General features: G+C 73.2%; 19 protein-coding genes. 5 read left to right on the top strand and 14 right to left on the bottom strand.

Going from position 1 to position 21,368, the window contains the following annotated elements; all coding sequences use genetic code 11:
- Positions 1 to 31 precede the first annotated feature (31 nt).
- Positions 32 to 2,437 (top strand): transposase, encoded by a 2,406-nt coding sequence (locus KSK32_RS16485; protein ID WP_216932013.1) that lies wholly within the window; start codon positions 32 to 34, stop codon positions 2,435 to 2,437.
- Between the two features lie 121 nt (positions 2,438 to 2,558).
- Positions 2,559 to 3,779, top strand: a complete 1,221-nt coding sequence (locus KSK32_RS16480; RefSeq protein ID WP_216932012.1) for an ABC transporter substrate-binding protein — start codon at positions 2,559 to 2,561, stop codon at positions 3,777 to 3,779.
- Between the two features lie 124 nt (positions 3,780 to 3,903).
- Here the strand turns inward: KSK32_RS16480 and KSK32_RS16475 are convergent, their stop codons facing one another.
- From KSK32_RS16475 to KSK32_RS16460, 4 genes are all read right to left on the bottom strand, one after another.
- A complete protein-coding gene (locus KSK32_RS16475) occupies positions 3,904 to 4,497 on the bottom strand; it encodes an ATP/GTP-binding protein (protein WP_018786076.1) in 594 nt (197 codons plus the stop codon).
- A gap of 1 nt (position 4,498) precedes the next feature.
- Positions 4,499 to 4,876, bottom strand: coding sequence for a DUF742 domain-containing protein (locus KSK32_RS16470; protein WP_030501200.1), 378 nt, complete (start codon positions 4,874 to 4,876; stop codon positions 4,499 to 4,501).
- A gap of 100 nt (positions 4,877 to 4,976) precedes the next feature.
- Positions 4,977 to 5,381: a roadblock/LC7 domain-containing protein gene (locus KSK32_RS16465; RefSeq protein ID WP_013283992.1), complete on the bottom strand. Its 405-nt coding sequence runs from the start codon at positions 5,379 to 5,381 to the stop codon at positions 4,977 to 4,979.
- Positions 5,378 to 9,016 (bottom strand): nitrate- and nitrite sensing domain-containing protein, encoded by a 3,639-nt coding sequence (locus KSK32_RS16460; protein WP_216932011.1) that lies wholly within the window; start codon positions 9,014 to 9,016, stop codon positions 5,378 to 5,380. Before KSK32_RS16460 ends, KSK32_RS16465 begins: the two co-directional genes overlap by 4 nt.
- A 427-nt stretch (positions 9,017 to 9,443) precedes the next feature.
- Here KSK32_RS16460 and KSK32_RS33465 point away from each other — a divergent pair, with 427 nt between their 5' ends.
- Complete coding sequence (locus KSK32_RS33465; RefSeq protein WP_254187079.1) at positions 9,444 to 9,815, top strand: hypothetical protein; 372 nt, start codon at positions 9,444 to 9,446, stop codon at positions 9,813 to 9,815.
- Here the strand turns inward: KSK32_RS33465 and KSK32_RS16450 are convergent, their stop codons facing one another.
- From KSK32_RS16450 to KSK32_RS16435, 4 genes are read right to left on the bottom strand one after another with little or no spacing between them, the layout of a single operon-like run.
- A complete protein-coding gene (locus tag KSK32_RS16450) occupies positions 9,816 to 10,892 on the bottom strand; it encodes an adenosine deaminase (protein ID WP_013473969.1) in 1,077 nt (358 codons plus the stop codon).
- A gap of 50 nt (positions 10,893 to 10,942) precedes the next feature.
- Positions 10,943 to 11,356, bottom strand: a complete 414-nt coding sequence (locus KSK32_RS16445) for a PPOX class F420-dependent oxidoreductase (protein ID WP_216932009.1) — start codon at positions 11,354 to 11,356, stop codon at positions 10,943 to 10,945.
- The gene (locus tag KSK32_RS16440; protein ID WP_216932008.1) at positions 11,353 to 11,928 is read right to left on the bottom strand and encodes an NADPH-dependent FMN reductase; all 576 of its coding nucleotides are present in this window, start codon (positions 11,926 to 11,928) and stop codon (positions 11,353 to 11,355) included. The genes KSK32_RS16445 and KSK32_RS16440 overlap by 4 nt, the downstream gene beginning before the upstream one ends.
- Positions 11,916 to 12,542 (bottom strand): YitT family protein, encoded by a 627-nt coding sequence (locus tag KSK32_RS16435; RefSeq protein ID WP_216932007.1) that lies wholly within the window; start codon positions 12,540 to 12,542, stop codon positions 11,916 to 11,918. Before KSK32_RS16435 ends, KSK32_RS16440 begins: the two co-directional genes overlap by 13 nt.
- 57 nt (positions 12,543 to 12,599) lie before the next feature.
- On the opposite strand from KSK32_RS16435, the gene KSK32_RS16430 reads away from it, so the two are divergent.
- Both KSK32_RS16430 and KSK32_RS16425 read left to right on the top strand, forming a co-directional pair.
- Positions 12,600 to 13,073 (top strand): MarR family winged helix-turn-helix transcriptional regulator, encoded by a 474-nt coding sequence (locus KSK32_RS16430; protein ID WP_216932006.1) that lies wholly within the window; start codon positions 12,600 to 12,602, stop codon positions 13,071 to 13,073.
- A 3-nt stretch (positions 13,074 to 13,076) separates the two neighbouring features.
- Entirely contained in the window at positions 13,077 to 13,928 is an 852-nt protein-coding gene (locus tag KSK32_RS16425) for a putative RNA methyltransferase (protein ID WP_216932005.1), read from the top strand.
- A gap of 6 nt (positions 13,929 to 13,934) precedes the next feature.
- Here KSK32_RS16425 and KSK32_RS16420 read toward each other — a convergent pair whose 3' ends face one another.
- The 6 genes from KSK32_RS16420 to KSK32_RS16395 all read right to left on the bottom strand — a co-directional run bounded on the left by KSK32_RS16420 (position 13,935) and on the right by KSK32_RS16395 (position 21,256).
- Positions 13,935 to 14,615 carry a DUF4272 domain-containing protein gene (locus KSK32_RS16420; protein WP_216932004.1) on the bottom strand — a complete coding sequence of 227 codons (681 nt, stop codon included), beginning with the start codon at positions 14,613 to 14,615 and terminating at the stop codon, positions 13,935 to 13,937.
- A gap of 101 nt (positions 14,616 to 14,716) precedes the next feature.
- Positions 14,717 to 15,997, bottom strand: a complete 1,281-nt coding sequence (locus tag KSK32_RS16415) for a thymidine phosphorylase (RefSeq protein WP_216932003.1) — start codon at positions 15,995 to 15,997, stop codon at positions 14,717 to 14,719.
- 149 nt (positions 15,998 to 16,146) lie between these two features.
- Positions 16,147 to 16,848 (bottom strand): cytidine deaminase, encoded by a 702-nt coding sequence (locus KSK32_RS16410; protein ID WP_216936146.1) that lies wholly within the window; start codon positions 16,846 to 16,848, stop codon positions 16,147 to 16,149.
- 105 nt (positions 16,849 to 16,953) lie between these two features.
- The gene (locus KSK32_RS16405) at positions 16,954 to 18,234 is read right to left on the bottom strand and encodes an ABC transporter permease (RefSeq protein ID WP_216932002.1); all 1,281 of its coding nucleotides are present in this window, start codon (positions 18,232 to 18,234) and stop codon (positions 16,954 to 16,956) included.
- A gap of 2 nt (positions 18,235 to 18,236) precedes the next feature.
- Positions 18,237 to 19,424, bottom strand: coding sequence for an ABC transporter permease (locus KSK32_RS16400; RefSeq protein ID WP_374226751.1), 1,188 nt, complete (start codon positions 19,422 to 19,424; stop codon positions 18,237 to 18,239).
- A 173-nt stretch (positions 19,425 to 19,597) separates the two neighbouring features.
- Complete coding sequence (locus KSK32_RS16395; protein ID WP_308163677.1) at positions 19,598 to 21,256, bottom strand: ABC transporter ATP-binding protein; 1,659 nt, start codon at positions 21,254 to 21,256, stop codon at positions 19,598 to 19,600.
- Positions 21,257 to 21,368: the final 112 nt, after the last annotated feature.

The following is a 21,368-nucleotide window of genomic DNA, read 5'->3' as shown; positions in this document are numbered from 1 at the left end:
GGGAGCATCAGTCTCTGGCAGAGCAAGACCTGTGTCCCGGGAGGAGGACGACGCCGTGGCGCTCGTGCGCGTGTACTGCGGTCTGGCCTCGGCAGATCCGGCCGACCGAACGGCTTCGGCCGGAACGACGCTGACGTCCGCTGTGGTCGACGACGCAGGCCGTCTGCTGCACGTCTGCGAGATCGGTGACGATGCCGCCGGTTACGCCCGGCTGGTCGCGCTGCTGGTGGAACGGTCCGGCGGTCCGAGCGGCGCGGCCATCGCCGCGGACAGCGACGATCACATCGTCACCTCGCTGCTGAGCGCCGCCGGCCGTCCGCTGGCGATCGCGGACGACGACTCGGCCGACGACTTCGCCGAGCGCTTCGCCGACGACGACTCCCTGGAGGAGATGCAGTCCCCGCCCGCCGAGCGCCGGGCGGTCGGGCTGGCCCGTGCGCTCCAGGCCGGCGCGCTCTCCGCGGTGACCCTCCCGGCGCCGCGTGAACTCGCCGGATACACGCAGGTCCTGGCCGCGCACGCGGCGCTGGCGAGCGGCCGGCACTCCGCCGCGGTGACGTTGCGCGAGGTGCTCCGCGAGCTCTACCCGGCCGCGCTGCGGGCCTACCCGGACCCGGCCGACCGGGTCGCCCTGGCGGTGCTCGACGCGCTTCCCGAGCCGGGAATGCTCACCGGTCCCGCGACCCGTGGTGGCCGGGACGGCGCGCTGGCCGCCGACGCGGTCGTCGCGCAGCTGGCCGGCGAGGGAGTGGCCGACGCCGACGCCGTCTCCGACGCGGTGACCGCGCTGCGTGTGGCCATCTCCGAGACGCCCCGGCGGGCCACCGTCAACCGCACGCTCACCGCGGCCGTCGCCGAGACCGTACGCCAGGCCGTCGCCTCCGTCCGGACCTGTGACGCCGGCTGCGACGCGCTCGTCGGCGCACTCGCCGAACGCACCGCTCCCACTCCCGCGACCGGCCGCCGGGCCGCCGCCCGCCGGGGCGAGCAGGTCGACGAGCTGGCCGCGACGTCGGCGGCCGACCTCCGTCCGGTGCGCTCCATCCAGCCGGACCCGATCGCCGAGCCGCACCGCGGCCGTCCCGAGCCGGCCGGGGCACCCGAGCCGGCCGGCCGTCGCGGTCGTCCCGAGCCGCTCCCCGGTGGGCGGCGCAGCCGTCCGGAGCCGGTGTCCGGTCCGGCCGCCACGACGATGCCCCGGCCGCTGGGCCCGCCACCGGTCGCGCCCGCGCCTGTCACCCCGCCGCCGGTCGCCCCGGCCCCGGTCACGCCCGTCGCTCCGGCGGCAGCACTGGGCCGGCCGTCCTCGGCTCCCCCGGCGCGGCCCGAGCCGACCGGCGCGCCGATGCCGTCGCGGGTGGACGGCCCGACCAACCGGCCGATTTCCGCGCCGCCTCCGCCGCCCCCCGGGATCACGCCGATCGCCCCGTCCCCGCGCGGCGCCGTACCACCCGCCGAGGCCGGCGAGCCGTTCCGCCCGACGCTGACCACCGCGGCGATCAACAAGGCGCGGGCCGAGCGGCAGCGCACCGTCATCCCGCCCCGGCCCAAGACGAACCAGAACCCGGAACCGCCGACCGGTGGCTTCAGCGCCACCGACCTGAGCATCCCGGTGCCGGCCCCGCGTCCACCCGCGCCGGAGGCGCCGCCCGGCTCCCGGGCGAACTGGCCGCTGGTGAACAACGAGGACGACACCACCCGGGAGCGGGAGAGCACCACCTACTCGTACGGGCGGGGCGTGGACGCGCCGAGCGACCCGGGCCGGGTCACGCCACCGTGGCTCGCCGACGACCTGCCGCAGGAGCCACCGATGCTGCGGCTGGTGGAGCCGCCGCCGCTCGCCGACCGCGCGCTGCGCGACGAGATGGGCCGGCCGGTCGACCCCGGTCTGGAGGCGCCCCCGCTGCGTCTGGTCGACCAGGGCCAACCGGGCCGCGTTCCGCTTCCCGCCATGCCCGAGCGGCGTCCCGCCCCGAAGGAGCACCGGCCGCCGCCGGTCTCCGACGAGGGTGACGGCGACCTGCTGATCTTCGCGCAGGCCAAGTCCGCCTGGTTCGTCGGCCACGGCGACGAGGCCGACCTGGACTGGTCCACCACCGCCGACACCGGCTGGCAGGCGGCCGAGCAGGCGGCCCGCCCGTCCGTCGGCGCGGAGACCACGGCCGGGCTGCCGAAGCGCGTACCGCAGGCCAACCTGGTGCCGGGCTCCCCGCTGCGCGAGGAGCGTCCTCTGCGGATCGTCCGGAACGCGGCGAGCCTCGCCGAGAACACCACCGGATACTTCCGGGGCTGGCGGCGGGGCCAGGAGATCGGCGGCTTCGCCGTGGGCGGCCGACCGGGCCGTGAGGCGGCCGGCGGCTGGGACTTCACCCGCGACACCGGTGACCGCGACGACGACCGGGAGTACGAGTACCGCTCGGCGGGCTACCGCTCCTGACCGGGCCCGCCGGGGTGTTCCATCCCACACCGGGACGATTTGACGCTGGGCTGGACCGGCCGGGAACATACCCGGCGGACCAGCGGCGGCGCCTGTTCGCCGGGGTGGGAAGGCGATTCCATTGGCGACACCGGCGTTCGACTCCACTGTGCTCACCCGGCGGGGCGTCCTCGCCGCCGCTGCCGGCAGCCTGCTGCTCGCCGGTTGCGCCCCGCAGGGCCAGCGGCCGGACGACGGCCCGTCCAGCAGCGCGCCGGCCGACCAGGATCTCGTCGTCGGCGCGAGCCTTGAACTGACCGGCGCCGGGGCGCTGCTCGGCGTCGCCCAGCGACAGGCCCTTCAGCTCACCGCCGACTCGCTCAACCGCACCGGCATAGCCGTGGGAAACCTGGTCCGGTCGGTCCGGCTCCAGATCCTGGACAACGGCAGCAACCCCGAGGTCGCCGCCCGCCATGCCGCCGACCTCACCCGGGCCGGCGCCCAGGCCCTCATCGGCGGCGTGCTCGGCGAGACCTCGACGGCCCTCGCGGCGGCCGCCCAGCGGGTCAAGACGCCCTTCCTGTCCCTCGGCTACGGTGACCGCATCGTGCTGCCGCTGGAGGAGCGCACGTTCACCTACAAGCTCACCCCGGACGCCGTCGACATGGCGCGTCGCCTGGTGGAGCTGTTCGAGTCCAAGAAGATCCGGCGGGTGTCGGTGCTCGCCGCCGACGGCCTGCACGGCGACTCGGGTGTGCGCGCGATGCGGGAGGCGCTCGCCGACAGCAGCACCGACCTGGCCCGCACGGTACGCCTGCCGGCCACCGGCCGCCGCTTCCGCGCCGCCGCCGAGCGCGTCGCCGGCAGCCAGCGGGACGGCGTGGTGGTCTGGGGTACCGCACCCGACTCCGGTGTCGCGGCACGGGAACTGCGCGCCGCCGGTCACCGCGGCCCGATCTTCTTCGACGCCGGCGCGGTCGCCGACGACACCGTCCAGGGCGCGAACGCCGCCGCCGTGGAGGGCGCGTACGCGGTGCACCCGGCCTGCCTGGACGTCTCCGCTGCGACCGCCACCACGACGGCGCAGCGGGCCCGCAGGGACTTCGTCAACCGCTACACGCAGCGGCACGGCGTCAGCCCGGACTTCGCCCCGTACGCCTCGGACGCGCTCCAGCTCCTCGCCACGTCGGCGCGGATGGCGACGAGCCTCGACCGGGGCCGGCTGCGGGCCCTCCTGCAGGCGCAGACGGTCGAGGGCATCGCTGGCGGGTACGCGTTCCGCGCCGACCGGCACGGCGGCATGGAACCCGACTCGCTCGCCGTGTACCAGGTGTTCCGGGGCACCTGGACCCGGTACGCCTGACCTCGGCCGTCACCCGGTGACCGTCCCGCGTGGCCGGTCACCGGGTGATCGCTTACCGTGTCCACCCCCGGACGGCAGGAAGCGCCCGGTGGCCCTGAGGCCGCCGGGCGCTTCCGCGCGTCGGTCAGGCGGGCGCGACGGCCCGCGAGCGCCGCATGGTGAGCACGTACTCGACCAGCGAGATCAGCACGTGCTTCGTGGACTCCCGGTTCCGGGCGTCACACGGCACCACCGGCACGTCGCGGGAGATCGCCAGCGCGTCCCGGACGTCCTGCGGATCGTGGTACTGCATGCCGTCGAAGCAGTTGATGGCCACCAGGTACGGCAGCCGCCGGTGCTCGAAGAAGTCGATGGCGGCGAAGCAGTCGGCGAGCCGCCGGGTGTCGACGAGCACCACCGCGCCGATCGCACCCCGGACCAACTCGTCCCACATGAACCAGAACCGCGTCTGACCCGGCGTACCGAACAGGTACAGGATCAGATCCCGGTCGATCGAGATACGACCGAAGTCCATGGCCACCGTGGTCGTCGTCTTGCCCGGCACCTGCCGGGTGTCGTCGACGCCCACGCCGGCGGAGGTCATGATCGCCTCGGTGGTCAGCGGCGTGATCTCCGAGACCGAACCGACCAGCGTCGTCTTGCCGACGCCGAACCCACCGGCGATAACGATCTTCGCCGACGTCACGCGCCCGCTCGGGACCGGCGGCCGGTGCGACATGTCAGAGCCTGCGAAGTCCACTCAGCACCCTCTCCAGCAGTTCAGTGCCCACCGCGTCATCGGAGTCGTCCAAAATGGTCGGCTCGTGGACCGCGACCAGGCCGTCCGTCGCCATGTCGGCGATGAGCACCCGGGCCACGCCGAGCGGAAGCTGCATCCGCGCCGCGATCTCAGCGAGCGACTGCACACGTCCGTCACACAACGCGGCGATGTACTGGTGTTCACGACCGTGGCCACCGTTGCCAGTGGCAACCGCTCGGCCGCGCACCGTCGTCTCGACGAGTGCCTCCAGGGCGATGTCGAGCCGGGGACGGGTACGACCGCGGGTAACGGCGTACGGCCGGACCAACGCTCCGGTCGGCTCGTCACGATCCGCCATTTCGCCGCTCACCTCCCTCGTACCCGGCACCGGCTCGCCCCGGTGACATCCGTCGCTGTCGTAGTTGTTCCCGCACCTGACCCACCGGCCAGCGCGTCATTCAGCCCATCATCCCCACAGCCGTGCGCGGCTGCGGCGTCAGGGCGTCGCCCACCCGGTCCACGAGCAGGGCCATCTCGTACCCGACCTGACCCACGTCGCAGCTCCGCGCCGCCAGCACCGCGAACGACGAGCCGTCGGAGATGGACATCAGGAACAGGAAGCCGTTGTCCATCTCGACGACTGTCTGCAACACCGCCCCGCCCTCGAAGCAGCGGGCCGCGCCCTGGGTGAGGCTGACCAGACCGGACGCGATCGCGGCGAGCTGGTCGGCGCGGTCCCGCGGAAGGTCACGGGACGAGGCGAGAAGCAGGCCGTCGGCCGAGACCGCGACCGCGTGCGCCACACCGGGCACCCGGTCGGCGAAGTTGGCGAGCAGCCATCCGAGATCCTGCGTAGTAGTCATCCTTGTTGCTCCTTCTGCCCGCTCCCGGCCACCGGGCCTGAGTCAGACTGCGAGGACTGCTGCCCGCCCGGAGTGCCCTCCGGGCCGGTCGTGTTGCTGTCGGTGTTACGCCCGCGCTGCACGCCCCGATGGTAGGCCGAGAGCAGGCCCCGGACCCCCTCCGGTGTACGCCGCTGCACCGACGCGGAAGGCTTGTCGATGCTGCCCGGCACGAGCTGCGCCATCGGCTTCCGCTTCGGCAGGCCCTTCTGGGTGGTCTCCGCCACCGGCACCTCGGTGGCCGCGGAGGCGGCCCGCCAGCCGTCGTCGGCAGCGGTCTGCCAGGGGGAGGAGGGCTGCGGCGGCGCGGCCGGCTGCCGGGTCGGCAACCCGCCGGTGTACGCGGGACGGGGGTTGCCGTTCGCCGCGCCGTTGTCACGCGGTGCTCCGCCGGCCGTCGGAGTGTGTGCCATCGGTGTGTTACCTGTCGTTGCTGGTGTCGGCTGCGGCACGGGCCGGCCGGCGGTGTCCACCTTGGCGAACTGCTGGGTGGCGGCGCCACCGTTCGTCGTCGCGGCCGGAGCCGCCGCCTCGTCGTTGGGCCCGGGCCGGCGGGTGCGGAACCACGCCGACTCCAGCTCCCGGAAGATCGGCAGCTCCATCGTCTCGTCCGCGTACCGCTGGCGGTTGCCCGGCTGCTGCGGCGCGGCCGGTCGCGACGCCGGAGCCGCCGGGGTGGCGGGCCGGGCCTCGGACGGCCGGTTCGTGGCCGGAGCGGCGGCGGGCTGGCCGGCCGCCGACTGCGGGGTGGCCGGCATCTCCGTGCGCGGCACCCGGGGCAGCTCGGTGGTCATGTCCATACCGCTCGCGGGCCGTTCCGGCGCCGCCGGAGCGGGCGTCGGCGCGACCGGGGGCCAGACCGGCGGGGCGCTGACACCCGGAGCGGGCATCGAGCGTGCCTGCGGCTGGTTCACCGGCGGCGCGGAGGCCGGCTGACCGGCGGCGGGCTGTCCGGAGACCGGAACAGCCGACGCGGGGTGCCCGGAGACCGGCGCGGCCGAGACCGGACGGTACGGCATCGGGTCGCCGGAGACCGGCGCCGCGGAAACCGGACGGCCCGAGAACGGGTCACCGGAGACCGGGGCGGCCGAGACCGGACGGTACGGCAGCGGGTTGCCGGACATCGGAGGCAGCGGCGGTGCCGACACCGGCGGGACCGGCGGCGCGGAGACCGGCGGCGGGCTGTAGGGCCGCGCCTCCGGGCTGCTCGGCAGCTGGCGCGGGATCGCCGGCTGCTGGCCGGTGCTGCCCGGGTCGCCGTCGGCCGGGTTGCGCCGCTGGGGCAGCGGGTCCATCGACTGGCCGTTGGAGGGCCGGGAGCCGAATCCGCCGTCCCCGCCGGACGGGTTGGCGCCGGTCAGGTCGGACCAGGCCGGCATCGCCCGGCCGCCCCCGGCGTTCGCCGGGGTCCCCGAGCCGTTGCGCGGTGCCGGGTCGAAGGCCCGGCCGCCGAGCGTGACCTGGTTGCCCGAGGAGCCCGGGTGCGGCGCCGGCGGCAGGCTCGGCGGGTTGTTGTTGCCGAAGGCGGCAAGGGCGCCGAAGGCCGGTGCCGGGCCGTTCTGCTGCAGGGCGGCGGGCGGCAGGGCCGGCGCGGGCTGGCCGCGGCCGGCCAGGGCACGCGGCACCAGGACCGAGGTCGGCAGCGTCACGTCGGCGACGGTGCCCCGGTCGGCGCCCGGTCGCAGCTCGACCCGGACACCGTGCCGGGCGGCCAGCCGCGCGACCACGACCAGGCCCATCATCCGGGAGACCGCGACGTCCACCTGCGGCGGCGTGGCCAGCCGCTCGTTGAGGTCACGGAGCTGCTCCGAGCTGATGCCGATGCCGCGGTCCTCCACGTAGAGGGAGGCGCGGTCGCCGACCCGCCGGGCCTCCACCATGACCTGGGAGTCCGGCGGGGAGAAGGCGGTGGCGTTGTCGAACAGCTCGGCGACCAGGTGCACCAGGTCGTTGACCGCGTGGGCGGCGACCTCGATGTCCCGGTCGATCACGCCGAACTCGATCCGGGTGTAGTGCTCGACCTCGGACTGAGCGGCGCGGAGCACGTCGATCAGGGCGGCGGGCTCGCGCTGCACACGGGTGGAGTCCGCGCCGGCGAGGACCAGCAGGTTCTCGTCGTTGCGGCGCATCCGGGTGGCCAGGTGGTCGAGCTGGAACAGCTCGGCCAGCCGGTCCGGGTCCTCCTCGCCGCGCTCCAGCCGGTCGAGGTGGCCGATCAGCCGGTCGACCAGGATCTGCGAGCGGCGGGCCAGGTTGACGAACATGGTTGCGACCGAGGCCCGCAGGGCAGCCTGCTCGGCGGCGGTCCGGACGGCCTCCAGGTGGACGGCGTTGAACGCCTCGGTCACCTGGCCGAACTCGTCCTTGCTCCGCACCGGCAGCGGTTCGGCGATCTGGTTGGCCAGTTGTACCGGGGAGAGCTGACCGGTCACCTGCGGGTCGCGCAGCCGGGCGACCGCCTGCGGCAGCCCGTACTGGGCCACCGCCAGGGCGCCCTGGCGCAGGTCGCGCAGCGAGCGGGCCATCGAGCGGGCCACCAGGTACGCGAACAGGATGGCCAGCAGCAGCATGGTGAGCAGCAGGCCGGTCTCCAGGAACACCTGGCGCTGGGTGTCCGAGCGCAGCGCGTCGGCCTGCCGGACGACGTTGCCGTCCAGGCGGGACTCGACGGTACGGATCAGCTCGGCGTTGGCGACCATGGTCTGGTCCCACTGGTCCGACCCGAACGGGGCGTTCGCCATCGAGCCGTTGTTGTTGCCCGAGATGAAACTGGTGAAGCGGTCGGCCTTGCGCAGGTCGGGCCCGGAGACGGTCTGCTCGTAGAACAGCTTGTCGGGCTCGGTGGCGACGGCCTGGAAGGTCGCCAGCGCCTGCGACTGGCCGGTGCCGCTGGCGATGAACTGCTCGCGCAGCGCGGCGGTGTACTGGTTCTGGGTGAGCGCCTGGTGGACGACGACCCGGCGCTGGGTCAGGTATTCCTTCTGCCGGGCCACCGCGGCCGCCGCGCGCATCCGGTCGCTCAGGTCGTTGTCGCCGGCGAGCTGGGTGGCCGAGTCGCGGATCGCGAGCAGGTCCTCGATCAGCTGCCGGTACGCCTGGTCGGCGTCATTGATCTTGAGCTTGCCGTTCAGCACCTGGCTGCGGGTCGCCGGAAGATCCTTGAGCTGGGTGTCGATCGTGTCCAGCAGCCCGACGAAGTTGCGGGGCAGGTCGTCGATCTCGCCACGCTGCCGCAGGTAGGACGACTTCCTCTGGTCCACCCGCTGGTTGGCGCGGTTGTAGCCCTCCTGGTACTGCGCCCGGGTCTGGAACTCCTTCGCGCCGAGGAAGAGCACGGCGCCGACCCGCTCGTCCTGCACGCTGTCGACCAGGTCACCCGAGTAGCCGATCAGATTGGCCAGATCCCCCGCCCGGTTGGCATTGTTGAGCGTCTCCAGGTGGTCGACCAGACCACTGGTGCCCACCACGACCGTGGCGATGGTCGGCACGATCATGATCAGACCGAGCTTGGACCAGATCGGCATGTCGCGCAGCCGACTCATCGGCCGACGCAGCCGCGACAGGAAGGAGCCCGCCGTCGTTGGCCGTTTGCTCACGTCACCGCCCTCGCATTACCGCGCCCCGCGCCACCGTGAGGGCAACGCCGAGCGACCGACCCGGCGGGTCGGACCTCCGAGATTCCATCACGCCGCTCCGCAAAGAGAAAGACCAGGTTGTCCCTCACCGGAGGTGTGATGAGATGTTGATGCAATTTGATAGCAATCCGTCTGGCCGGAGTCACTTAAAGTAATGGAACACCCGCACCGCGTCGTTCTGCTTGCCGGCCCCTCCGGGTCGGGAAAGTCATACATAGCCCAGCGAACCGGACTTCCGGTGCTCTGCCTGGACGACTTCTACAAGGACGGCGATGACCCTACGTGTCCGCGTCGAAACGGACAGGTGGATTGGGAGTCCCCCTTGTCCTGGGATGCGGACACGGCGGTGCAAACAATCGCCCGACTGGCTCGTGAGGGCAAGGCCGAAGTGCCGGTTTATGCGATCGGCGTAGACCGCCGGGTAGCCACCCGGCCATTCCATGTCGACGGATCGCCAATCTTCGTCGCCGAGGGGATCTTCGCGGCCGAGATCGTGGCCGAGTGCCGGCGACTCGGGCTGCTCGCCGGGGCGTACGCGCTACGCCGCCCGCGCGGCGCGACGTTCCTGCGCCGCCTCGCCCGGGATCTCGCGGAGCAGCGCAAGGCGCCCCGGGTGCTGCTCCGGCGCGGAGTCGCGCTGCTGCGCGCCGAGCCCGCAGTGCTGCGCCGGCAGACCGGGCTGGGCGCCGAGGCGGCCCGCGCCGGGCAGGTGCTGCGCGGGGTGGCCGCGCTGCTCTCCGGCCACCCCCGCCAGTCGTGATCAGCCGATCAGCTCGGCGTACGCCGGCTTGATCACCTCGTCGATGATCCGCAGCCGCTCGTCGAACGGGATGAAGGCGCTCTTCATCGCGTTGATGGTGAACCACTGGAGTTCCTTCCAGCCGTAGCCGAAGGCCTCCACCAGCAGCGCCATCTCCCGGGACATCGAGGTGCCGCTCATCAGCCGGTTGTCGGTGTTCACCGTCACCCGGAACCGCAGGTCGCGCAGCAGCCCGATCGGGTGGTCGGCGATCGAGGCCGCCGCGCCGGTCTGCACGTTCGACGACGGGCACAGCTCCAGCGGGATGCGCTTGTCCCGCACGTACGCGGCCAGCCGGCCCAGCACCGGCGGGTTGCCCGGGGTGATGTCGTCGACGATGCGGACGCCGTGGCCGAGCCGGTCGGCGCCGCACCACTGGATCGCCTGCCAGATGGACGGCAGACCGAACGCCTCACCGGCGTGGATGGTGAAGTGGAAGTTCTCCCGCTGGAGATACTCGAACGCGTCCAGGTGCCGGGTGGGCGGGAAGCCCGCCTCGGCGCCGGCGATGTCGAAGCCGACCACCCCGGTGTCGCGGTGCCGCACGGCCAGCTCGGCGATCTCCTGCGAGCGGGCCGCGTGCCGCATCGCGGTGAGCAGCGTGCCGATCCGGATCGGGGTGCCCGCCTCGGCGGCCAGCGCGCTGCCCTCCCGGAACCCGGTGACCACCGCGTCGACCACCTCGTCCAGGGTCAGGTTCTGCTCCAGGTGCTGCTCCGGCGCGAACCGCACCTCGGCGTAGACCACGCCGTCGGCGGCCAGGTCCAGCGCGCACTCGCGGGCGACCCGGCGCAACGCGGCAGGGGTCTGCATGACCGCCACGGTGTGCGCGAACGTCTCCAGGTAGCGCTCCAGCGAGCCGGAGTTCGCCGCCTCGGTGAACCAGACGCCGAGCGCCGCCGGGTCGGTGGTGGGCAGTTCGTGGCCGACCTCGGCGGCCAGCTCGACGATCGTCGCGGGCCGCAGGCCGCCGTCGAGGTGATCGTGCAGCAGCGCCTTCGGGACTTTGACGATGTCCTCGTACGAGATTGCGACCATGCTCAGACCCTAGTCACCCCCGGTGCGGGCCGGACGGTGGACCGGCCCGGTCAGGGTCGCCAGCCGTACACCCGCTCCACCGCGAGCCGCAGGACCACCCGCCCGTCGGCCACCATGGCGGCCCGGTAGTCGGCCCAGTCCGGGTGCTCGCCGCGGATCCGCCGGTACACCTCGACCAGCTCGTCGACCGTCGCGTCGTCGGTCGTCGCGGCCGGCGGGGTGAGCGTCACGGTGCCATCGGCCACCGCGTACGCCCCGCCGTCGGCGGTGGTCACGTGGAAGCCGGCCCGGGGGTCGCGGCGCAGGTTGCGCACCTTCGCCCGGTCGCCGGTGGTGGAACAGCGGATCAGGCCAGGCTCGGCCAGGTAGTCGAGGTTGGACAGCTGGGGGCGGCCGTCCCGGCGCAGCGTGACGAGCACCCCGCGCCCGCGCTCCCCGAACAGCTCCCAGAGCCGGGCGCTCACGCCGCTCCCTCGGTCCGCAGCGGCGCGAGCGCGGCGGCCAGCCGGGCGAGCTGATCCAGCATGAGCGCGGCGGCCTCCTCGCGACCGGGGTCGGGTCGCAGCTCGCCCGACTCGTCCAGCGCCTGCCGCAGGAAGACGACCACCTGGTCGTTGACCGGGGTCATGTTCAGCGTGGTCACCACCTGCTTGATCATCTGTACCGCGCGCAGTCCGCCGGAGGTCATGCCGTAGCTGACGAAGCCCACCGGCTTGTGCTGCCACTCGTGGTAGAGGTAGTCGATCGCGTTCTTCAGCGGCGCACTGAAGCCGTAGTTGTACTCCGGCATCACCAGGACGAAGGCGTCCGCGGCGTCGATCTCGGCGCTCCAGGCGCGGGTGTGCTCGTGCAGGTAGACCCGCTCGGACGGGTGGTGCGGCTCGTCGTGGAAGGGCAGTCCGACCTGGGCCAGGTCGACCAGGCGTACCTCGTCGAAGCCGGTGTGCCGGACGGCGGCTGCGGTGAACCAGTCACCGATGCGGCGGCCGACCCGGCCGGGGCGGGTGCTGGCGACGACGACGTTCAGGCGGGGCATGGTGAGGTCACTCCTGTCGGGGCGGCGGCCGGGGCCGGCGCGGTGAGCCGGGGAACGAGCCAGGCGACGACCGGCCCGATGCCGATCGCGTAGAGCAGGGTGCCGGGGCCGACGGTGCCGCCGAGCAGCCAGCCGGCCGCCAGCACCGTCACCTCGATCCCGGTGCGGGCCGGGCCGAGCGGCAGGCCGCGGGCGGCCAGGCCGGTCATCAGCCCGTCCCGCGGGCCGGGGCCGAGCCGGGCGCCGAGGTAGAGCGCGGTGGCGAGGCCGTTGAGCAGGACGCCCGCGACCAGCAGGCCGATCCGGCCGGCGAGCGGATCGACCGGTGGCAGCAGGGCCAGCGTCGCGTCGAGGGCCAGGCCGACGAGCGCGACGTTCGCCACGGTGCCGACACCCGGGCGCTGCCGCAGCGGGATCCACAGCAGCAGCACCAGCAGCGCCACGCCGTTGACCAGCAGACCCATCGGCAGGCCGGTGCGGTCGGCGAGGCCCTGGTGCAGCACGTCCCAGGACGCGAGGCCGAGGTCGGCACGGACCATCAGCGCGACGCTGACGCCGAACAGGGCCAGGCCGGTGAGCAGCCGCACCAGCCGGGACGGCAGTTTGGTTGACATGTCATCAACCTAGGCGGCAACTTGGTGACATGTCAACAACACCGGTAGGATCGGCGCATGGACGAACCGCGCTGGCTGGACGAGCGGGAGGACCGTGCCTGGCGCGGCTACCGCCGCATGCGCCGCCTGCTCGACCTGGAACTGGCCCGGGAGCTGATGCAGGACGCTGGTCTCTCCGAGCCGGACTACGACGTCCTGAGCGACCTGTCCGAGACCCCGGAGCAACGGCTACGGCTCAGCGAACTGGCCGACCGGATGCTGTGGTCCCGCAGCCGCCTGTCCCACCACATCTCCCGGATGCAGCAACGCGGCCTGGTCACCCGGGAGGAGTGCGCAACCGACGGCCGCGGCTCGGTCGTCGTGCTCACCCCGGCCGGGCGCCAGGCCGTCGAGGCCGCCGCACCCGGGCACGTCGCGGCCGTCCGCCGGCACCTGATCGACCGGCTCACCCCGGCCGAGGTGGCCGCGCTCGGCACGCTCAGCCAGCGGGTGATCGACCACCTCACCGGCCGACCGGAAGCGGAGGACTGAGGCGTGGACGACTCCATCCTCGCCCGGCTGCGCTGCCCGGTCTGCGCCGAACCGCTCACCGGGACCACCGCCGGCACCGCACGCGCGTTGCGCTGTCCGCGCGGGCACAGCTTCGACATCGCCCGGCAGGGGTACGTCAACCTGCTCGCCGGTCGCGCCCCGCACACCGGGGACAGCGCCGAGATGGTCGCCGCCCGAGCCGGCTTCCTCGCCGCCGGTCACTACGACACCGTCGCCGCCGCGCTGGCCACCACAGCGGTACGCGTCGCGGGCTCCGGCCCGTACCCCCTGGTGGTCGACGCCGGCGCCGGGACCGGGCACTACCTCGCGGCGGTGCTGGCGGCGCTGCCGGACGCCGCCGGCCTGGCCCTGGACGTCTCCAAGCCGGCGCTGCGCCGCGCGGCCCGGGCGCACCCGCGGGCCGCCGCCGCGCTCGCCGACACCTGGCAGCGGCTGCCGCTGGCCGACCGGTCCACCGCCGTGCTGCTGAACGTGTTCGCGCCGCGCAACGGCCCTGAGTTCCACCGGGTGCTCGACCCCGGCGGCGCGCTGCTGGTGGTCACCCCGGCCGCCGACCACCTGACCGAACTCGTCGACGCGCTGGACCTGCTGCGGGTGGACCCGGACAAGGCCGACCGGGTCGCCGGCAGCCTCGGCGCCCACTTCGCCGAGGAGTCCACGACCGGGCACCGGGCCCGGCTCGCGCTGACCCGCGCCGAGGTCACCACGCTCGTCGGGATGGGACCGAGCGCCTGGCACGCCGACCCGCGACGGCTCGCCGCGCGCATCGCCGCGCTGCCGGAGCCGGTGCCGGTCACGCTCTCGGTCCGCCTCGGCGTGCACCGCCCGCGCTGACCCGGCTCAGGTGGACAGGTCGACCTCTTCCCAGCCCGGCGGCTCGTCGTGGTACGGCCCACGAAGCACCACCGCCCACTCCAGCGCCCACCGGCGCTGCCCGATCGCGTTGGCGTCCACCAGCCCCGGCAGCGCGCCACCCGCCTTCTCGGTCTCCAGGTACGCCCAGTCGAGGCAGTAGTGCAGGTCCAGCAGCGCCGCGGCGTCGCCGGGGTGCTGCGGCGCGGCCAGGATCCGGGCCCGCCACTGGCCGAACGTCTCCCCCGCGACCAGGTTCGGCATCCGCTCGACCAGCCGCTCGTCCACCGGCACCGTCGGGTCCAGCTCCTTGGCCAGCCCGAGCACCCAGGCCAGCGAGAACAAGGCGTCGTGGTGCAGCACGAACGACCTGTGGTCGCCCCGGCCGCCCATCACGAACTGCCACTCCGGCGGCGTCACCGCGTCGACCAGGTGCGACTCCAGCAGCCAGCCCGTCGCCGCTCGCGCGGGCATCCCGAAACAGCGGGCCAGGATCACGTGCAGCACCGCGATCCGGGCCTCGATCTCCGGGGTCGGACGCAGCTCGATCTCGTCACCCGGCTCCCACACCAGCGGGAACTGCGGCGGCGGCAGCGGAAGACCCAGCCGGGACAACTCGTCCAGGCTCGCCTCGCGGACGGCCCGGGGGTCGGGAGCGGGTACGCGCACGGTCAAGCCCCTGTCTGCTCACCTCGGCTCGTCGCCGGCCGATCCCCCCTGGCCTGGGAGGATAGCGGCTCCGGCCGGGCCGGCACCATGGCCGGTCCCGGTCAGCCGATCCGCTCGACGACCAGCGGCGTCGCGTCCGGCGCGTCCGGAGCGATCCGCACCGCGAGGCGCGCCTCGGCCAGCGCGGCCGGGATCCGCTCGGCGTGCTCGGCGCGCAGCTCGAACAGCGGCTCACCGGCACGCACCCGGTCACCGCGGCGCTTGTGCAGCACCACGCCGGCCGGGATGCTCACCGGGTCCTCCTTGCGGGCCCGGCCCGCGCCGAGCCGCCAGGCGGCCACCCCGATCGCATACGCGTCGACCTCGGCGATCCACCCGTCCTCGGTCGCGGTGACCATCTCGACCTCGTTCGCGACGGGCATCGGGGCTTCCGGGTCACCGCCCTGCGCCCGGATCATCGTGCGCCAGGAGTCCATCGCCCGGCCGTCCCGCAGCGCCGCCTCCGGGTCGGCGTCCGGCAGGCCGGCCGCGTCGAGCATCTCCCGGGCCAGCGCCAGCGTCAGCTCCACCACGTCGGCGGGACCGCCGCCGGCGAGCACCTCCACCGACTCGGTCACCTCGACCGCGTTGCCCACTGCGAGGCCGAGCGGGGTGGACATGTCGGTGAGCAGGGCTACCGTCCGTACGCCGTGCGCGCCGCCCAGCTCGACCATCGTGCGGGCCAGTTCGCGGGCGTCGTCGGCGTTCTTCATGAACGCGCCGGAGCCGACCTTCACGTCGAGCACCAGCGCGCCGGTGCCCTCGGCGATCTTCTTGCTCATGATCGAGCTGGCGATCAGCGGGATCGCCTCGACCGTGCCGGTGACGTCACGCAGCGCGTACAGCTTGCGGTCGGCCGGGGCCAGCCCGTCGCCGGCCGCGCAGATCACCGCGCCCACGTCGCGGAGCTGCGCGATGAACTCGTCGTTGGTGAGCGCCGCCCGCCAGCCCGGGATCGACTCCAGCTTGTCCAGCGTGCCGCCGGTGTGGCCCAGGCCCCGGCCGGACAGCTGCGGCACCGCCGCGCCGCACGCGGCCACCAGCGGGGTCAGCGGCAGGGTGATCTTGTCACCGACGCCGCCGGTGGAGTGCTTGTCCACAGTCGGCCGGGACACCGGCGACAGGTCGAGCCGCTCACCGCTGGCGATCATGGCGGCGGTCCACCGGGCGATCTCCGGCGCGGTCATGCCGCGCAGCAGGATCGCCATGGCCAGCGCCGACATCTGCTCGTCGGCGACCAGACCCTTGGTGTACGCGTCGACCACCCAGTCGATCTGCCCGTCGCTCAGCACGCCCCCGTCCCGCTTGGCCCGGATGACGTCAACCGCCGTAAAAGCACTCACCTTTGAGTTCCCATCAATAGATCAACAATCGCCGCGGATCGCACTCTTTCCGCGGACGGTGACCAGGTCCGGCCTGGGCCGACCGTGCCCGGCGGAGGGATCAAGCCTGACCGCCCGGAGCCGGGCACGGTCGGCCCAGGCCCTCCAGCTCAACCCCAACGAACAGGAATCTCCGAGGGAGGCTCACCCTCACCAGCCCAGAAGATCGTGCCCGAGGCGTCCACCACGACCACGCGCGGCGTCCGCGCCAACCCCCAGGCGATCGCCTCGGCCGGGTCGTCCCAGGACGAGCCCTCCTCCAGCACGCCGGTCTCGGCGCCCTCGGTCTCACCGGACGACCGCTCCCAGTACGTCGTCCAGACCTGCTGCCCGCCCGAGAGGTCGGGGTGCACGAACACGGTGCCCCGGCCCCGCCAGGCGGCCAGCCGGTCCGGCACCACCGGCACCGGGCGCTCGCCGGTCACCGCCTCGATGTCGGCCACGTCGAACGCGTGCGGCAGCAGCTCCGCCATCCGCAGCGGCCCGCCCTTCGCCTCGACCAGGCACTCCGGCCCGCCCTGCTCCCAGAGCAGCTGCCGGCACCGGCCGCACGGCATCAACGGCTCACCGGTGGCGTCGACGCAGGACAGCGCCACGATCCGGCCCCCGCCGGTGGCGTGCAGCTGCGAAACCACGCCGCACTCGGCGCAGAGCGTGACGCCGTATCCGGCGTTCTCCACGTTGCAGCCGACCACGACCCGGCCGTCGTCGACGAGCGCGGCGGCACCCACCGGGAACTTCGAGTACGGCACGTAGGCATGGCGCATGACCTCGGTGGCGGCGGTACGCAGCCGCTCCCAGTCGATCTCCATCACGACCCCCATTCTGCCCAATTCACGCCCGATCGGTCGCGGGCGCGGCCGGAGACGACGATGCCCGGCGGGGCGACCCGCCGGGCACTGCGTCGCGGCGGGCGGTCAGCCCTTGATGTACGGCTTGCCGTCGGCGGCCGGCGCCCGGACCTTGCCGACCAGCCCGGCCACGGCCAGGATCGTCGCCAGGTACGGCAGCATCGCCAGGAACTGGCTCGGAATGCCGCTGCCGATCGCGCCCAGGTAGGTGGCGAGCTGGTCGGCGAAGCCGAAGAACAGCGCCGCGAGCAGCGCGCCGGTCGGGCTCCACCGGCCGAAGATCAGCGCGGCCAGGGCGATGAAGCCCTTACCGCCGATCATGTTCTTGGTGAACGAGTAGAGCGCCAGCGTGTACGAGGCGCCGCCGACGCCGGCGACCAGACCGGCCAGGATCACGTTGCGGTAGCGCAGCCGCAGCACCTTCACGCCCAGCGTGTCGGCCGCGGTCGGGTGCTCGCCCACCGAGCGGGTCCGCAGGCCCCACCGGGTACGGAACAGCGCCAGGTGGATGACGAGCACCAGCAGCAGGCCGAGGTAGAGGAAGATGTTGCCCCGGAACAGCGCCGGGCCGATCAGCGGGATGTCGGACAGCAGCGGGATCTCCCAGTTGCCGAACCGGGGCGCGCTGTTGTACTTCGCCGCGTCGGTCTGCATCAGCCGCTCGTAGAGGAAGCCGGTGATGCCGACCGCGAGCAGGTTGAGCACGATGCCCATGACCACCTGGTCGACCAGGTAGCGGATGGCGAACACGGCCAGCAGGAACGAGATGAACGCACCGCCGATGGCGGCGGCCACCAGGCCCACCCAGACGCTGCCGGACATGCTGCCGAACAGCGCGCCGGAGAAGGCGCCCATCAAGAGCTGGCCCTCGATCGCCACGTTCACCACGCCGGAGCGCTCGCAGAGCACACCGGCGAGCGCGCCGAAGATCAGCGGCAGGGCCAGGATGAACGTGCCGCGGACGACGTTCACCAGCGGCATGAAGTTGCGGCCCTCGGGCGCGGCCGAGACCTGCCAGCACAGGAAGCTCAGCACGAATGCGACCAGCCCGGCGCCGAGCAGCAGCGTGAACCAGCGCTTCGGCACACCGGCCAGCAGGGCGGCGCCGGCCGCCGCGGCGATGACGCCGAACAGGATCGCGCCGACCGTACCGTTGATCTCCAGGGCGGCCCCGCCCTGGGTCTCGCTGAGCGTGAACCGCGCGTGCTGGTCGGTCGCGAGCGCGCCGAACAGCACCGCCGCGAGCACGCCGAGTGCCAGCAGGGCCGCGCCGATCTTCCGGTTACGGGTCCAGAAACCCTCGTCGACCGCGGTAACGGCGACCTCGGGGACAGCGGTGGTGGACATGCTCACCAGCCCTTCGCGAGGCTCGTCTGCAACCGGGCGGCGCGGGCCGCCCGGAGCTGGAAGATCGTCTTCACCAGGGCAGGCGCGGCGATGAAGATGACGATGAGCGCCTGGAGCACGGTGACCAGTTCCAGCGAGATGCCGGAGTACGACTGCATCCGGTTGCCGCCGGCCTGAAGCGCGCCGAACAGCAGCGCGGCCAGCAGCACGCCCCACGGCTTCACGCGGCCGAGCAGCGCGACCAGGATGCCGTCGAAGCCGATCTGCGCGATCACCAGCGGGGTCAGCGCCGTGGCAGTGGTGCCGAGCACCATGGTCGAGCCGCCGAGACCGGCCAGCATGCCCGCGAGCACCATCACCAGCACGTACGTCTTTGTGACGCTGATGCCGGCGGTCCGGGCCGCGTCCGGGTTCGCGCCCACCGCCCGCAGCTCGAAGCCGAGCGTGGAGCGGTTGAGCAGCCAGGCGATGAACCAGGTGGCCGCCACCGCGAGCAGGATGCCGGCGTGCACCCGCAGGTCGTCGCCGAGCAGGCGGGGCAGCTGCGCGGAGGAGTCGACCGGCTTGCTGATCGCGTCCGCCCGGTTCGGATCCTGCACCCCGCTCTGGACGATGATCCAGGTCAGGAAGTAGACCGCGATGTAGTTGAGCATGATCGTGTTGATCACCTCGTGCGCACCGGCCCGCGCCTTGAGGATGCCGGGGATGAAGCCCCAGAGCGCACCGCCGAGCGCGCCGGCGATCAACGCCACCAGCAGGTGCACGCCGGGCGGCAGCGGCAGCGCGAAGCCGGCCACGGCGGCCAGGATCACGCCGATGGTGGCCTGGCCCTGGGCGCCGATGTTGAACAGGCCGCCGCGGAAGGCGAGCGCCACCGACAGGCCGGTGAAGACGAGCGGCGCGGCGTAGGTGAGCGTCTCCGAGATCGGGCTCATGGCGGCGGTGAAGCCGACCGCGTCCGGGTCGAAGATCGCGCCCTTGAACAGGTTCGCGTACGCCTCGCTGACCACCGTCCAGCTGGCGTTCAGCGCGTCGGTGGGCCGGGCGGTGATGTAGCCGTAGGTGGCGAGCACCTCGGGGTCGGACACGATGATCAGCACCGCGCCGACCACCATGGCCAGCAGCACCGCGAGCACTGTCACGGTGAGCGTGTTGGCCGCCCAGAGGTTGTCCAGGAACATCCGGCCCATGCCGGGGCGGTGCTCTCCGCCCGGGGCCGGCTTCGCGGCGGTCGCGGTGGCCGGCACCGTCTGCTCGGTGTCACCGGCCGGCTGCGTCGGCGTCGCCCGGGCCTCGCTCAGCGACTCCTGCGCCTCGGTCGCCGGCTCCTTGTCCGGCGAGCCCGAAGCGGGGTTCGGGTTGGTCATGCCTCGTCCTCGTTGCCAGGGCCGCCGTCCCCGGTCGCGGTGGCGGCGTCCGGGGTGGCGGCGTCCGGGGTGATGCCGGCCATCAGCAGGCCGATCTCCTCGCGCGGGGTGTCCGGGCCGACGATGCCGATGATCCGGCCGCGGTACATGACCGCGATCCGGTCGGCCAGGCCGATCACCTCGTCCAGTTCGCTGGAGACCACCAGGACCGCGGTGCCGAGGTCCCGCTCGTGGACGACCCGGCTGTGGATGAACTCGATCGAGCCGACGTCCACGCCCCGGGTGGGCTGGGCGGCGATGAGAAGCTTCAACGGCCGGGACAGCTCCCGGGCCACGATCACCTTCTGCTGGTTGCCGCCGGAGAGCGTGCCGACCGCCGCGTCGGCCGAGGAGGTCCGGACGTCGAACTGCTCGATCCGCTCCCGCGCCGACTTCGCGATGGCCTCGGGCTTGAGCGACAGGCCCTTGCCGAACGGCGGCCGGTCGTAGATGTCCAGCACCAGGTTCTCCGCCACGGAGAACTCCTTGACCAGGCCGTCCACGCTGCGGTCCTCCGGCACGTAGCCGACACCGGCGCGGAGCACCTTCTTGGTCGACCAGCCGTGCGTCGGCTCGCCGTCGAGGCTGATCGTGCCGGCGAGCACCGGGCGCAGGCCCATGATCGCCTCGATCAGCTCGGTCTGGCCGTTGCCCTGCACGCCCGCCACGCCGAGCACCTCACCGGCGTGCACGGTCAGGTCGACGCCGTCGACCGCGCGTACCTGCCGGTCGTCGTCCACGACCAGGCCGGCGACCTCCAGGACCGGCTTGCCAGGGGTGGCCGGCTCCTTGTCCACCGTCAGCCGGACGCTGCGCCCGACCATCAGCGCGGCCAGCTCGTCCCGGCTGGCGCTCGGCTCGGCGGTGCCGACCGTCTTGCCGCGCCGGATCACGGTGATCCGGTCGGCGATCGCCTTCACCTCGCCCAGCTTGTGGGTGATGAACACGATCGACTTGCCGGCGGCCTTGAGCGACCGCATGACGGTAAGCAGTTCCTCGGTCTCCTGCGGCGTGAGCACGGCCGTGGGCTCGTCGAGGATCAGCAGGTCGACGTCGCGGGTGAGGGCCTTGACGATCTCCACCCGCTGCTGGATGCCGACCGGCAGGTCCTCGATCACCGCGTCCGGGTCGACCCGCAGGTTGTACCGCTCGGAGACCTCGGCGACCTCGCGCCGGGCGCGCCGGCGGTCGAGGATGCCGGCGAAGGGCCCCCTGACCTGCTCGGCGCCGAGCATGACGTTCTCGGCCACGGTGAAGACCGGCACCAGCATGAAGTGCTGGTGCACCATGCCGATCCCGGCGGCGATCGCGTCCGACGGGCCCCTGAGCTTCAGCGGCTTGCCGTCGACCAGGATCTCGCCCTCGTCCGGCTGGTAGAGGCCGTAGAGCACGTTCATCAGGGTCGACTTGCCCGCGCCGTTCTCGCCGAGCAGGGCATGGATCTCTCCAGGCTCCACCGTCAGGTCGATGTGGTCGTTGGCGACCAGATCACCGAACCGTTTGGTGATGCCGCGCAGTTCGAGTCTCAGCGCAACCTCCTGGAGTGCGAGCGATGGTGCAGCGTAGCGACCAGCCGCGCCGCGACCACGCCGGGTGGGGATGGTCGGGGGATTCAAGGTGATCGGCCGCCCCGGCGCTGGGGTACCTTCCCCGTTGCGCCGGGACGGCCGGATCGTCAGAGCTGGTGCCCGCCGGCCCCCGCTGCCGATGATCGCACCGTGGGGACCG

It is taken from the genome of Micromonospora sp. WMMB482 (genome assembly GCF_019038635.1).
GTDB lineage: Bacteria > Actinomycetota > Actinomycetes > Mycobacteriales > Micromonosporaceae > Micromonospora > Micromonospora marina.
This window is presented reverse-complemented; position numbering and strand designations above follow the sequence as displayed.

Excerpts from the sequence above, each read along its gene's own strand:
- KSK32_RS16405 (WP_216932002.1), bottom strand. The coding sequence starts at position 18,234 with ATGTCCACCACCGCTGTCCCCGAGGTCGCCGTTACCGCGGTCGACGAG.
- KSK32_RS16450 (WP_013473969.1), bottom strand. The coding sequence starts at position 10,892 with ATGGTCGCAATCTCGTACGAGGACATCGTCAAAGTCCCGAAGGCGCTG.
- KSK32_RS16400 (WP_374226751.1), bottom strand. The coding sequence starts at position 19,424 with ATGGGCCGGATGTTCCTGGACAACCTCTGGGCGGCCAACACGCTCACC.
- KSK32_RS16430 (WP_216932006.1), top strand. The coding sequence starts at position 12,600 with ATGGACGAACCGCGCTGGCTGGACGAGCGGGAGGACCGTGCCTGGCGC.
- KSK32_RS16410 (WP_216936146.1), bottom strand. The coding sequence starts at position 16,848 with ATGGAGATCGACTGGGAGCGGCTGCGTACCGCCGCCACCGAGGTCATG.
- KSK32_RS16470 (WP_030501200.1), bottom strand. The coding sequence starts at position 4,876 with ATGGCGGATCGTGACGAGCCGACCGGAGCGTTGGTCCGGCCGTACGCC.
- KSK32_RS16465 (WP_013283992.1), bottom strand. The coding sequence starts at position 5,381 with ATGACTACTACGCAGGATCTCGGATGGCTGCTCGCCAACTTCGCCGAC.
- KSK32_RS16440 (WP_216932008.1), bottom strand. The coding sequence starts at position 11,928 with ATGCCCCGCCTGAACGTCGTCGTCGCCAGCACCCGCCCCGGCCGGGTC.
- KSK32_RS16435 (WP_216932007.1), bottom strand. The coding sequence starts at position 12,542 with ATGTCAACCAAACTGCCGTCCCGGCTGGTGCGGCTGCTCACCGGCCTG.
- KSK32_RS16475 (WP_018786076.1), bottom strand. The coding sequence starts at position 4,497 with ATGTCGCACCGGCCGCCGGTCCCGAGCGGGCGCGTGACGTCGGCGAAG.